The organism is Nonomuraea sp. NPDC049625 (genome assembly GCF_040675285.1).
In the GTDB taxonomy this organism is placed as follows: Bacteria; Actinomycetota; Actinomycetes; order Streptosporangiales; family Streptosporangiaceae; genus Nonomuraea; species Nonomuraea angiospora_A.
Map to the genome: position 1 here is coordinate 124,279 of NZ_JBFAOQ010000011.1, position 12,871 is coordinate 137,149.

Below are 12,871 nucleotides of genomic sequence, written 5' to 3' on the forward strand. Positions count from 1 at the left end.
AGCGGATCAGGACCGCTTGGCGATGGAGGTGATGAGAGGTTGCACGAGCTTGGCCGCCAGGGGCCCGAAGGCCGCCAGGATGAGGACGTACGCCGCCGCCAGCGCGCCCAGGTCGGGGTGGGCGCCCGCGCCCACCGCCAGGCCCGCGATGACGATGTTGAACTCGCCGCGCGGGATGAGCGCGATGCCCGCCCGCGCCTGACCCGCCTTGCCGATGCCCGCCCGCCTGGCCGCGTACGCGCCGGTCAGCAGCTTGGTGATCATGCTGACCACCGCGAGCAGCGCGGCCAGCCCCGCCACGGGAAGGATCTTCGCCGGATCGGTCTGGAGGCCGAAGAAGACGAAGAACACCGCCGCGAACAGGTCGCGCAGCGGCGCCAGCAGCGCCTGCGCGTCCTCGGCGAGCTCGCCGGACAGCGCGATGCCGACCAGGAACGCGCCGACCGCCGCCGACACGTTCAGCTGCTGGGCGAGCCCGGCCACGAGCAGGGCGAGCCCGACCACCTTGAGCAGCAGCACCTCGTTGTTGGGGCTGGCCACGAACGCCTCGATGAAGCGCCCGAACTTGAGCGCCACCACCAGCACCGCGCTCACGGTCAGCAGCGCGACGCCCACCGCGACCGCCCCGCTGGCCAGGCTCAGCCCGGCCAGGATGGTCGTCAGGATCGGCAGGTAGACGGCCATCGTCAGGTCTTCGAAGACCAGCAGCGACAGCACCGTCGGCGTCTCCCGGTTACCGATCCATCCCAGATCGGACAGCACCTTGGCGGTGATGCCGGAGGAGGTGGCGTACGTGACGCCCGCCATGGCCACGGCCGCGACCGGGCCCCAGCCCAGCAGTAATGCGCAGATCGCGCCGGGGGCGGCGTTCAGCACCAGGTCGACGATGCCCGCGCGGACGTTGCCGGTCAGGCTGGTGACCAGCTCGTCGGCGTTGTACTCCAGGCCGAGCGTCAGCAGCAGCAGGACGACGCCCAGCTCCGCGCCGACGGAGACGAAGTCGTCGCTGGTCGCCAGCGGCAGCACCCCGCCGGTCCCGAACGCCAGGCCGGCGATCAGGTAGAGCGGGATGGGCGAGATGCCCACGCGCAGCGCGAGGGCGCCCAGGATTCCCAGGGCGAGGACAATGGCACCGAACTCGAGAAAGAGGACCGCGGTGTGGTGCACCCGCGGCCCTACCCGTCCGCCAGGATGCCGGCCACCTCGGCGGTGGTGTCCTCGCTGCCCACGACGACCACGACGTCGCCCGCGGCGAACACGAAGTCGGGGCCGGGGCTGGCGAAGACCCGCCCGCTGCGCACGACGGCCACGATGGAGGCGCTGGTACGGGTCCGCACCCGGGCGTCACCCATGGGGCGCCCGGCGTAGGGGGAGCCGTCAGGGACGGGCAGCTGCACGCTGACCAGGCCCTCGACCTGCTCGTGCAGCTGGTTGAGCCGCTGCACGATGCGGGGGGCGCCGAGGAGCTCGGCCAGGGCGTCGGCCTCCTCGTCGTTGAGCTTGACCACGTGGCAGACGGCGTCGGGATCGTCCGCGTCGTAGATCACCAGGTCCCGGCGACCGGTGCGATGGGACACGACGCCGACCCGCTGTCCTTTGCGGGTGGTGAAGTCGTGTCGTAGCCCGATTCCCGGCAGCGCTGTCTGTTCGACCTCCACCTATCCCCACCCGCTCAGATCCGCCTATTTGCGACTAAACCCTACCAACACCTGCTTATGGCCTCTGCTCCGCAGAGGCGGGCCCGGTCGCCCTCGATGCCTCGCGTAGCGGGCGTCCGACCTCGTGCAGGTGCCGCAGGGCCTGGCTCCATGACGCGAACAGGCCGCATTCGAGGTAGTCGACGCCGAGCCGCTCGCAGTACTCGCGGACGATGGGCTGCGCCTTGCGCAGGTTCGCGGTCGGCATGCTGGGGAACAGGTGGTGCTCGATCTGGTAGTTCAGGCCGCCGAGCGCGGTGTTGACCAGGCGCCCGCCGCGTACGTTCCGGGAGGTCAGGACCTGGCGGCGGAGGAAGTCCAGCTCGTCCTCGGCGGTCAGGACCGGCATGCCCTTGTGGTTGGGCGCGAACGTGCAGCCGAGGTAGACGCCGTAGCAGGCCTGGTGCACGATCACGAACACCAGCGCCGTGCCGAAGGGCAGCACCAGGAAGACCGCCCCCAGGTAGGCGAGCACGTGCGCGCTCAGCAGCAGCCCTTCGAGCCCTCTGTTCTTGAGCGAGGGACGGCGCAGCGCGCGGAAGCTCGACACCTTCAGGTTCACGCCTTCGAGGGTGAGCAGCGGGAAGAACAGGAACGCCTGCCAGCGCCCGATGAACCGGGGTATCCCGCGCGCCTCCTCGGCCTGCTTCTGCGACCAGATCAGGCTGTCGGGCGCGACGTCGGGGTCGTGCTCCTCATGGTTGGGGTTGGCGTGGTGGCGCGTGTGCTTGTCCATCCACCAGCCGTAGCTGAGCCCGACGGCCAGGTTGCCCACCAGCAGCCCGGCGATCCTGCTGATGCGCCGCGACCGGGAGATCTGCCCGTGCGCCAGGTCGTGGGCCAGGAGCGTCACCTGCGCGAAGGCCACGGCCAGCAGCACCGCGACCGGGATTTGCCACCAGGAGTCCCCGACCATGGCGAACAGCGCCCAGCTCCCCGCGAAAAGCCCGGACACCATGCCGATCCTGGCCGCGTAATAGCCTGGCCGCTTGTCCAGCAGCCCCGCCTCGGCGATGCGGCGTGACAGTCTCGCGAAGTCGCTGCCGCGCCGAACGGCGGCGGTCCCCACAGTCCCCACGTTTCTCTCCGATGCTGACGAGTCGTATGTGATCACTCATCAGCATCGCGAGAGACGGGGGTCCGGCGGACCCCCGCTGTCACCCGTTCTCTTGGTAGTGCCCGCCCTACCATGGGGGCGCCCGGTGGGCGCCCCCGCCGCCTGGGGACAGGGCCGGTCCATCGCACTCAGCGTGGCACTGGACGACCTCACCTCTGGTGGGGAATGGCGGGCGGCGGGGACACCGGCTCAGATCGGCTGCAGGGCCGCGGCGTCGCCGTAGATGTGCAGGTCCGGGCGGAAGGCCGCGAGGTAGGCGGACCGGTCGTGGAAGGTCGCGGCCAGGGCGTCCCCGTAGTCGATCAGCTGCCTGTGGGCGTCCCTGCGGGGCTCGTAGCGGGCGGACAGCAGCCGATCGAGCAGGTCCGCGTCGCCGCCGGCCGCGCAGATCACGTCGGCCAGGAGCTCGGCGTCGTGCAGCGTGTAGCTCATGCCCATCCCGGTCATGGGGTGGCAGGCGAACGCGGCCGAGCCCAGCAGCGCCGCGTTGCCCCTGTGGTACTCCGCCACCCGCATCGAGGAGACCTTGATCCGCTGCCAGGTCGCGGGCTGGAGGACGTTGAAGGCGTCCGAGCTGTCGGTGACGAACTTCTTCAGCGCGTCGAGCAGCGCGGGGATGCCGTCCTGGAAGATCTCCTTGTCGTCCTCGGGGGGCAGGCCGACGAACACCCTGGCCTGGTCCCTGTTGATCGGGTAGAGGTAGGCGAACCAGCCTTCCGAGCTGAAGTACAGCCGGTTGAGCTGGGCGACGCTGGCGGTCAGCGGGACGGTGGCCACCCGCATCAGCAGCCGCTCGTACGGCAGCGTGCGCTGCTCGATGTCGAGCGCCTGCCGTACGGCCGACCTGGTGCCGTCGGCGCCGATCACGACGCCGGCCCGCAGCCTGCGCCCGTTCGAGAGCGTCAGCTCCTCCACGCGGCCGTCGCCGATCGCGATGTCGTCGATGCTGGCGTCGAACCAGAACTCGACGCCCTCCATGACGCAGCTCGTGTAGATGAGCTCGACCAGCTCCCGGTAGGGGCGGACGAGGAAGCCTCCCTCCGGGAAGCGGCACTCCTGGATGGGGTCGCCGTCGTGGTAGTAGCGGATGGTGTCGCGCCTGAGGCCATGGCGTCCGACCAAGTCGGCCAGCCCGTGCCGGGCCAGCACCCGGAGCCCGGGGGGCTTGAGGAAGTCCGCGCCCGCGCTGGGGACCGATGGTCCCTGTTCGATGACGACGACGCGCTGTCCGCGGCGACGCAGCAGCAAGGCGAGGAAGCAGCCGCCGAGCCCGGCGCCGACGATCGCTACGTCGCACGATGTGGTTGCCATGACGAGAGCCCTTTCGAATGGTTGAACTAGTTCGGGTTCCCGCGGGAACCGGCGAGCGGGCCTGGCTCGGCCGCCCGCGGCCGCGGGATGTGGTCCGTGGGGGGTGTGCGGGTCTCGGCAGGCAGCAACGCGTCGGCCTCCGCCGCCACGGTGGCGAGAGTCATGCGCAGTTCCAGCAGCATCCGGCGCGGCACTTTGATCATGACGTCGCCCGGGTCGGTCCGCAGCCGGGTGATCTTGGTGAGGGCCAGCGCGCCGATCAGCACGGAGATGGCCACGCACATCGCGAGCGCGCCGGCCAGCCCCGCGAAGGGGCCGGTCATGAACGGGTGGTCGATGACGACCGACACGACGGCGACGCCGACGGCCCCGCCGACCATGCGCGCCATGGTGGCCGCGCCGACGGCCGAGGCGTACTGGTGGGGGCGGGCGGCCAGGGTGGTGGCGACGGAGGTGCCCGGCGCGAGCGCGCCGACGCCGATGCCGACCACGACGCTGGCGATCAGGCCCCACACGGTGGGCCCGGCCTGTGTCAGCACGAGCACGCAGGCGCCGCCGCACAGCAGCGAGCCCGCGTAGATCAGCCCGTACGCGCCGACCCGCTTGACGATCCGCCCGGCCAGGAAGCTCGTCACGACGACCGCCACCGACGTGGGTGTCAGCCACATGGCCACCTCGAGCATGGGGTAGCCCAGGTGGAGCAGGTACAGCGGCTGCACGGTCAGCAGCCCGTACGACAGGGCGCCGAAGCCCCAGGTCGCGAGCCAGCCCCAGACGAATCTGGGACGCCGCCACAGGGCCAGGTCGATCGCGGGCAGGCGGTGGTGCTTGGCCTGCGCGAACGCGCCGCCCAGCAGGGCCAGCGCGGCCAGCGCCAGCCACACCACGTCCATGCCCCAGGCCATCGCCTTGGAGATGGCCAGCACGATGACCGCGATGCCCGCGGCGAGCAGCCACGCGCCGAGGACGTCCGGCAGGCCCCTGGCGCCGGCGCGCTTACCCGGCGGAAGCGCGGCGCAGGCGATCAGGAGCGCGACGCCGATGACGACGTCAGGGACGAACAGGGCCCGCCAGCCGACGGAGACGACCAGCCAGCCGCCGCCCGCCTGCATGAGCAGGCAGCCCAGCCCGGAGGCGGAGCTCCAGAGAGCGATCGCGCCGCGCCGCTGCGACTCCGGCAGCTCTCCGAGCAGCAGCCCGAGGCTGGCCGGGATCATCGCCGCGGCACCGGCGCCCTGGACGGCCCGTGCCGCCAGGACGTACGACCAGGAGTCCACCAGGACGGTGGCGACACCGCCCAGGACGAACACCACGAGCCCGACGGCCAGGACCCGTCGGCGGCCGAACAGGTCCGCCCAGCGGCCCGCGGTGGCCAGCAGCGCCGCGATCGGGATGAACGCCGCGCTGGTCAGCCAGACCAGGTCGCCCAGCGGCATGCCGGCCCCGGCGGGTGTGTACCGCAGGACTCCGACTGCCAGGGTGGTGGCCGTGGTGTCGGCCATCACCGTCAACATGACACCCGCACCGACCAGCCGCAGCATCACGGCGTGACGACGGTCGATGGTGCTCGTCCCCCGCGCTGGTGACGAACGCACGTGGTCACCTCCAAGCTATGAGTGGTCTCCGCCGACCGGCACACTCCGGATGTGCGACCGGCGGAGGTGGGTCGTTCGGTTATGCGCCGTAGCGGCCGGGCGAGAGCAAGCCGTCCGGGTCGAGGGCGGTCTTGAGCCGGTGCAGCATGCCCAGGCTGGCGGTGCTGGTCTCCGACCACACGTCGGCGGCGGCGTGGTCGATGTCGGAGCGGTAGATGGCGCACCCGTGGCTGCGCAGCAGGCAGTTGCCGTCGTTGCGGAGCTGGTGGGCGCGGTAGGGGGCGTCCGGCGCGCCTCGTTCGAAGAAGATCTGGATGACGCCGTTGGCCATGTGCCGGCTGACGAGGTTCCACTCGACCATGAGCGCGGTGGTGTGCGCGTCCACGGCCGTCTGGAGGGCGGCCAGGATGTGTTCGGTCCTGCGGGCGTGCGTCGGCATCAGCGGCATCAACGCCAGGAAGCCGGTCTGGCCCTCGTCGATCTGGTCGCAGGAGGTGACGCGGAGGGCGTTGCGCACGCCCAGGCAGGTGGGGATGCCCTGGGACATGAGCGCCCTCGGGTAGAGCGGGTCGTCGGGGCCCACCTCGGCCGCGTCGACCACGCGCAGCGACTCGGCGCCCTCGACCTCGATGAGCGCCTTGCGCAGCAGCTCCTCGGCCAGTTCGACGGCGGCGTCGCTGCCGAGCAGCGGCCCCATGACGGTGAACAGGTCGGGGTCGACGCCCCTGGGCAGGAACCAGTCGCCGTGGCTCGGAACGAGCGCCAGCTCGCGCACGCGCAACATCCCGTCGGCGGGGTTGCCGCGGCGCAGGAATCCGGCCATCGCGTCGAGCGCGACGCCGACCTGGGAGCGCGGCATGCGGCCGTAGACGAGGCCGACGGTCTGCGGGCGCGGTACGAGGGCGACGGCCATGGCGGTGACGATGCCCAGGTTGTGCTGGACGAAGGCGGGCGTCAGGTCGGGCCCGGCGACCCGGCCGTGGTAGCGCCCCGCCGGGTCCAGCCCGCCGGTGGTGACCACGCTGCCGTCTGCCAGCACGGCCTCCAGCCCGGCCACGTCGTGCACCCGGGAGCGGAAGGTGCCGTCGCCGCGGTCCAGGGCGTTGCCGACGACGGAGGTGTCGGCGCAGGAGTTGGTGACGTTCAGCATCCAGGGGGTGTCGCGCAGCGCCTCGGCGAGCTGTGCCTGGGTCACCCCGGGTTCGATGACCGCGAAGCCGGCTTCCAGGTCGAGGCCGCGGATGCGGTTCATGCCGCTCAGGTCGACGACCAGGTTGTCGTCGGTGACCGGCACGGCCGAGCCCATGCCCCAGTTCTTGCCGGTGCTGATCGGGTAGAGGCGGCGGCCGGTCCTCATGGACTGCCGTACGAGCGCGCGTACCTCGTCGAGGCTGCGCGGAGCGTCGATGCCCGCCACGGAACGCGGTTGGTGACCCCCGACGTCGTGCGACTTCAGCTCCAGTCGCTCTAGGTCCTGCATGACTCTCCTCTTTCGGCTCACGCGGTGTGCTGGAGCAGGTCGTCGATGGAGCCGATGGCCTGGTTGGACATCTCCCTGATGCCGAGCAGCCGCTGCTCGACGTACTCGTCGGGCTCGGTGGTGGTGTCGGGGAGGTCGAGGGTTCCGAGCGGCGCCGACTGCACGGGGACCTCGTGCAGGCCGTAGGGGTGCCGGCGGGGCCGGATGTCGGTGTCCCGGGTGTCGCGGATGGTTCTGGCGGGCAGGTGCGGGGGGGTTCGCATGACGGGAGCTCTCCTACCGGACTCGATGGGGTTTTTCCGGGCGACCGCTCGCCGTTGAGCGGATCTGGGTCAGCGTGCGCCCTCCCTGTGGTCGAGGTGGTCGACCACCGGAGTGACGGCCGCGGGGGTCGCCCGCGGCACGCCGTGGTTGATGACGCTCGCGGCGATGCGGCGCTCCGCCAGCCCCATGTGGGGACGGCCGGCGGTGCCACCGGTGCTCGGCCGGGCGCCGGCCGAGCCTCGGATCATGGAGCTGGCGTGCACCCATCGGCGCGACTCCAGCAGCACGTCGCGCTGGGCGCGCGACAGGTCTGAGTGGCGGGCGTACTGCTCGCAGACGGCCCGCGCCAGCACCCGCGCCATGACGAGGTGCTCCGCGCAGGCGGCCGAGACCTTCGCCTCCAATCCGATGACCTGGGCGAGGAGCAACTGCAGGTGGGACAGCCCCGAGCTGCGCTCGAACCCGTCGAGCTCGGCCAGCCGCTCGGGCCAGCGCAGCCGCCGTTCGACCGAGGCGTTCACGGCGGCGACGATCTCCGTGGCGGGCTCGTCCGGGCGCCGCCCTTCGAGCTGTACGGCCCGCTGCGCGGTCGACTCGAAGTCGGTCAGCCGGCGCAGCCCGCTCTGGAGCAGGCGTACGCGGTTGTGCAGGCAGGCGGCGCTCCAGCCGAGGACCAGCAGCCGGTCGGCGTCGGCCTCGCAGTGCCAGCCGACCAGCGCGACCTCGCGCGCCATGCGGTGGTAGAGCACCCAGGACTCCGGCGCGGGGACCGGCACCGGGGTGTCGATCCACACCTGCAGGCCGCCCGGGGGTACTTCGTCGACGCCGACGTCCACGCCGGCGGGCGCCACTCTGGCGCAGATTCGCTGAACCACCCGTTGCTGGGCGGCTGTCTCCGGCGCCAGAGGCACCGGGCCTGGCAGCACTCGCTCTGGGGCCACTCTCGCCCTCGGCTCGATGCTCATCTGGGGCCACCTCCCGACCCACGACCTACGTAAATTGACACTTAATAGTGCCGTCCCGATCGTCGTCAGAGAGGGGTTTCCTGTCAACTGGTACTTAACAAAACCAGTATGGGTCCCCCGCCGCCCGATCGGCGGCAGCCGTGAACCCGCGACTTCCCGCAGGTGAATCCGGTGTTACGGAGCGTGGATCATCTAGAGTCCGAACGGTTCGGTCAGTTCGGGAGAGATGCGGGGAGCGAGCCGGTGTGGGTGCCAAGATCCGTGGTCGTGGCCTTGTCGGTGGCCGCGGGACTGCCCGCGCCGCCTGACGCGACGCAGGCGGCGGCCGGTTACTGCCAGCTACCGGATCACTCCCAGCCGTCCATCCCGGGCGAGGCTTACCTGATCGATACTGCTTCCTCACCTGACTGGATTCATCCCAATCCGCCGCCCGTCGACCGTGAGCCGACGGAGTCCGAACGGCTCGACTTCGCGGGCTTCCCGAACGTCTCGGTCCTCGACGTCGTGGGCCCCGGCGGGGCTCCCCGGCAGAAGGTGATCAGCACCTTCACCACGAACGTGGACCAGATCGTCACCCTCACCAACTCGGTCGCGGTCTCCGACGACGGCGGGCTCGCGTTCGGCCCGGCGAACCTGACGCCGCTCCGCGAGGCCCCCATCCAGCTGCTCGACGGCCGCTACTTCGCCACCGAGTACTACCTGCAGGTCACCGGCCCGCACACCGGCACGCTGGGCGTGCTCACCACGTCGTCGCTGGAGGACGGGGAGAGCTGGGTGCGCTCGGAGGCGGCGCTGACCACGCCCGGCGAGCTGCTGCCCGGCGGGGCCACGCACGGGCTGCCGGTGCAGCTCGCCGACGGCACGATCCTGATCACGATGTACGCCCAGTACCGCGACACGGGGATGTACCAGGCCGAGCTGTACGCCAGCCGGGACGGCGGCCGGACGTTCGAGCGGCGCGGCGTGATCGGGCCGCCGTCGGACGGGCTGGTCTACAACGAGGCGAGCATCGCGCAGACGATGGACGGCAGCCTGCTGGCGGTGCTGCGCCGCGACGGCGGCCGGTTCTCCACGCTGCACCAGAGCCGCTCCACCGACGGCGGGCGCACCTGGTCGCCGGTCGGCGAGCTGCGCTTCGCGGGGCAGGACTGCGTGGTCCGCGGCGTGGCGCCCCGGCTGCTGCTGATGCCGGACGGCGTCCTCGTGCTCAGCGCCGGGCGCCCGGACAACTGGCTGGCCGTCTCCCCCGACGGGCTCGGCGAGGAGTGGCTGGAGCCGCGGGTGACGTACCACAACCGCGACGGCATCTGGCCGGTCCACGGCTCGTCCGGCTACACCGGGATCGCGGCGCTCGGCCCGCACCGGCTGATCCAGGTGTTCGACAACTGCAAGCTGCCCGGCGTGCGCCGCGACGGCCTGCTGGACGAGACCGCCTGCCCGGCGCACGGGCGCTTCGAGAACCACGGCTGGTACGCGATCAAGCGGCAGCTGTTCACGATCGATCCCCCTGGCCCCGGCCTGCTGGACCTGGCCGCGATGCGCCGGAGCGGCCGGTTGAGCGTCGAGACGACCATGCGCTGGACCGGCCGGCCCAGGAGCCGTCCCGGCGGGGCCTTCGACGGCAGCACCGGCTACTGGTCGAGCGCCGTCGCCCGGGGCCGCGGCCGGTACGTGCTGCACCTGGACCGCCCGTACGCGCTGACCCGGATCGGCCTCAGCCTGCGCCCGGGCCATCCGGCCGGGGCCCGCGTGTACGTCTCCGAGGACGGCCGCTCCTGGGGCGAGCCCGTCGTCACGATCACGGACCGGACGGACTACGCGATGCGATACCAGGAGATCGACCGCACGGGCCGGCACATCAAGATCGTCACCGAGCCGACCTCCGGCTGCGAGCCGGAGCTCGGCCGGACGTGCAGCATGCTCAACGAGATCGAGCTCTACTCGCCGTGAGGCGTCTCCGGTCCCGGGGTCGTCTCCGTGGGCGTGCCGATGGACGATTCGGTGGGCGACCCAGTGGGCGACCCAGTGGGCGACCCAGTGGGCGACTCTGTGGGTGTCTGCGTGGGCTGGCCGCCCCCGGACTGCCGCAAGGCGGTCAGGTGCGCCACCAGCGCCGGCTCGGCCGTCCTGGCCAGCGCCACCACCGTCGGCGAGGTCCCGTGGGAGATCTCGACCTTCGTGGCCGCCAGCGTCTGCTGGTGCGCGTTGATCATGGCGGCCGTGAAGTCCTGGTCGAACTCGTCGCGCGGCGAGTCCTGCAGCTCGGCCAGCATGGCGCGCTGGTCGGCGCTCGGGGACATGGGCAGCGGGATGTGGAGCCGCGTGGCCGCGTTGGTCACCTGCGTGTCCAGCTTGGTGTGGTCCACGACGAGCATCTTGCCGATCGCCTTGATCCGCGCCGTGCTCCCCTTGCCCACCCCGAGCTGCCCCGCCTGGACCTCGGCCAGGTTGGCCTCGTGGATGCCCCGCATCCAGGCCTTGTCCTGCTCGGACGGCTGGGTGTCGGTACGCGACACCAGACCCGCGGTGTCCGTCGGCACGTCGGCACAGCCCCCGAGAGCGGCGAGGGCCACGGCGGCCAGCAACAGTGTGCGCATGAGCATTTCCTATGACATTGTGATACGTCTCAAATACAGTGCGTAATCATCCCTTCCCCCAAAACCCGACATCCCACCCCCGGGCGCGCGGAGCCGGGCGCGAACGATAATGACGACGACCATGAGGCCGATGTGACCGGAGCCCTGATGACCCAGCCAGATCCCCGCACGCCCCACCAGCGCAAGCGGGACACCCTCGACCGGCTCGAGAACGACGTGGACGCCTGGGTGGCCACGGCGGACGAGGGCGGGGTGCCGTACCTGGTGCCGTTGTCGTTCCTGTGGGACGGCGCGACCCTGCTGATCTCCACCACCAGCGCCAGCCGGACCGCCCGCAACCTGCTGGCCTCCGGGCGGCTGCGCGTGGGCGTGGGGCTGGTGCGCGACGTCGTCCTCGTCGAGGGCACGGCCGAGGCCATCCCCGAAGCCGAGATCCCGGCCGAGGTCGGCGACGCGTTCGCGGCGAAGACGGGCTTCGACCCGCGCAAGGAGCCCGAGTCGTACCACTACTTCCGCATCACGCCGGTGCGCCTGCAGGCCTGGCGCGAGGCGAACGAGCTGCGCGGCCGCGACCTCATCCGCGACGGCGGGTGGACGGTCGCCTGAAGACCCACGACGGCGGGTGGACGGTCAGTCGAAGGTGACCACCAGGGTTGTGTGGCGCTTCGGGATGACCGCCCCCTCCCCTTCGTCGCCGGCGCGCCCGGGATAGGCGTGGATGCGCAGGTCGCCCGTCTCCGGGCGGCCCGCCTCGTTCCACGCCCGCACGTGCCCGGCCAGGTCGGCCGCCAGCGCGGCGCCGCCCGGCCCGTGGCCCTGGGCCGCCAGACCGGGGCCGGTGGGCCCCCGGCCGCGGGCCACGTGCGCGCCCCGCCCTCCGAGCAGCGCGATGGCGTCACCGTCCACGAGGCCGATGCTCATGCCGTACCCCTGCCCCAGCCTGCCGGTCAGGACGCAGCACCGGGAGTCGCGCAGGGCCAGCCACAGCGTGACACCCGGCCCGTACGCCACCTCCTCGCCCCCGTCGACGGCGACCTCGTCCGGCTCGGCGTCGAGCGCGGCCAGCACGTCGCCGATCTCGCGCCACTCGGGCAGGCCCAGCATGAGCTCGGGATCCTGGCGCAGCACCACGATCGCCTCGGGCCCGGCGAACGCCCCGCGCATCCGCATGAACCCGCACGGCGCCACCGACCGGCTGGCCCAATGGTCGCCGGCGCGTTCGAGGGCCACGGACACCTGCACGCCCCGCAGGTCGAGCGGCGCCACCAGCCGCCCGCCCGCGCCCAGCTGCTCCAGCCACGCCGGGGCCAGGTCCCACACGCCGACCGTGGCGATCACGCGGTCGTACGGGGCCCGCTCCGCGTACCCCTGGACGCCGTCCGCGCACACCACCTCCACCCGCTCCGCCCCGGCGGCGGACAGGTGGCGTCCGGCCCGCGCGACGATGTCCTCGTCGATGTCGACGCTCACCACGTGCCCGGCGGGCCCGGCGAGGCGGGCCAGCAGCGCCGCGTTGTAGCCGGTGCCCGCGCCGATCTCCAGCACCCGGTGCCCCGGCTCCACGCCGAGCTGGTCGAGCATCGTGGCCATGATCGCGGGCTGCGAGGACGAGCTGATCGGCCGGCCCGCGTCGTCACGTTTGGTGACGATGGGCTCGTCACGGTAGGCGTCCCCGGGGTCGATGCCGGGCACGAAGAGGTGGCGCGGCACCGCCAGCAGCGCGGCGGCCACGGGATCGCTGATGTCCTGGCGTTTCCGCAGGTGCGCCACCATGGCCTGCCTCTGCTCCGCGAAGTCCATGGCCCCCATTCTCCACAGGGAGCTCCAGGAAATCTGAGCAAAGAA

General features: G+C 71.8%; 12 protein-coding genes. 2 read left to right on the forward strand and 10 right to left on the reverse strand.

The window, feature by feature from the left end:
- Positions 1-6 precede the first annotated feature (6 nt).
- The 8 genes from AB0J87_RS39385 to AB0J87_RS39420 all read right to left on the reverse strand — a co-directional run bounded on the left by AB0J87_RS39385 (position 7) and on the right by AB0J87_RS39420 (position 8,315).
- Positions 7-1,167 (reverse strand): cation:proton antiporter, encoded by a 1,161-nt coding sequence (locus tag AB0J87_RS39385; RefSeq protein ID WP_350727869.1) that lies wholly within the window; start codon positions 1,165-1,167, stop codon positions 7-9.
- Between the two features lie 8 nt (positions 1,168-1,175).
- Entirely contained in the window at positions 1,176-1,658 is a 483-nt protein-coding gene (locus AB0J87_RS39390) for a cation:proton antiporter regulatory subunit (RefSeq protein ID WP_319713832.1), read from the reverse strand.
- Positions 1,659-1,713: 55 nt separating this feature from the next.
- A complete protein-coding gene (locus tag AB0J87_RS39395) occupies positions 1,714-2,775 on the reverse strand; it encodes an acyl-CoA desaturase (protein WP_363974342.1) in 1,062 nt (353 codons plus the stop codon).
- 228 nt (positions 2,776-3,003) lie between these two features.
- Complete coding sequence (locus AB0J87_RS39400; protein ID WP_363974344.1) at positions 3,004-4,125, reverse strand: FAD-dependent monooxygenase; 1,122 nt, start codon at positions 4,123-4,125, stop codon at positions 3,004-3,006.
- Between the two features lie 26 nt (positions 4,126-4,151).
- A complete protein-coding gene (locus AB0J87_RS39405; RefSeq protein ID WP_350727866.1) occupies positions 4,152-5,720 on the reverse strand; it encodes an MFS transporter in 1,569 nt (522 codons plus the stop codon).
- Positions 5,721-5,799: 79 nt separating this feature from the next.
- Positions 5,800-7,200 (reverse strand): FAD-binding oxidoreductase, encoded by a 1,401-nt coding sequence (locus AB0J87_RS39410; protein WP_363974347.1) that lies wholly within the window; start codon positions 7,198-7,200, stop codon positions 5,800-5,802.
- Between the two features lie 17 nt (positions 7,201-7,217).
- On the reverse strand, positions 7,218-7,463 hold the full coding sequence (locus AB0J87_RS39415) for a hypothetical protein (RefSeq protein ID WP_350727864.1): 246 nt from the start codon (positions 7,461-7,463) through the stop codon (positions 7,218-7,220).
- A 69-nt stretch (positions 7,464-7,532) separates the two neighbouring features.
- Positions 7,533-8,315 carry a hypothetical protein gene (locus tag AB0J87_RS39420; RefSeq protein WP_363974350.1) on the reverse strand — a complete coding sequence of 261 codons (783 nt, stop codon included), beginning with the start codon at positions 8,313-8,315 and terminating at the stop codon, positions 7,533-7,535.
- 363 nt (positions 8,316-8,678) lie between these two features.
- Between AB0J87_RS39420 and AB0J87_RS39425 the strand changes: the two genes are divergently transcribed.
- Entirely contained in the window at positions 8,679-10,379 is a 1,701-nt protein-coding gene (locus tag AB0J87_RS39425; RefSeq protein ID WP_363974353.1) for an exo-alpha-sialidase, read from the forward strand.
- On the opposite strand, the gene AB0J87_RS39430 is transcribed toward AB0J87_RS39425, so the two are convergent.
- Positions 10,367-11,026 (reverse strand): DUF4142 domain-containing protein, encoded by a 660-nt coding sequence (locus tag AB0J87_RS39430; protein ID WP_363974356.1) that lies wholly within the window; start codon positions 11,024-11,026, stop codon positions 10,367-10,369. The genes AB0J87_RS39425 and AB0J87_RS39430 overlap by 13 nt on opposite strands.
- A 147-nt stretch (positions 11,027-11,173) precedes the next feature.
- Between AB0J87_RS39430 and AB0J87_RS39435 the strand changes: the two genes are divergently transcribed.
- The gene (locus AB0J87_RS39435) at positions 11,174-11,632 is read left to right on the forward strand and encodes a pyridoxamine 5'-phosphate oxidase family protein (protein ID WP_355195934.1); all 459 of its coding nucleotides are present in this window, start codon (positions 11,174-11,176) and stop codon (positions 11,630-11,632) included.
- A 24-nt stretch (positions 11,633-11,656) separates the two neighbouring features.
- Here the strand turns inward: AB0J87_RS39435 and fxlM are convergent, their stop codons facing one another.
- Positions 11,657-12,826: a methyltransferase, FxLD system gene (fxlM, locus tag AB0J87_RS39440; RefSeq protein WP_363974358.1), complete on the reverse strand. Its 1,170-nt coding sequence runs from the start codon at positions 12,824-12,826 to the stop codon at positions 11,657-11,659.
- Positions 12,827-12,871 lie beyond the last annotated feature (45 nt).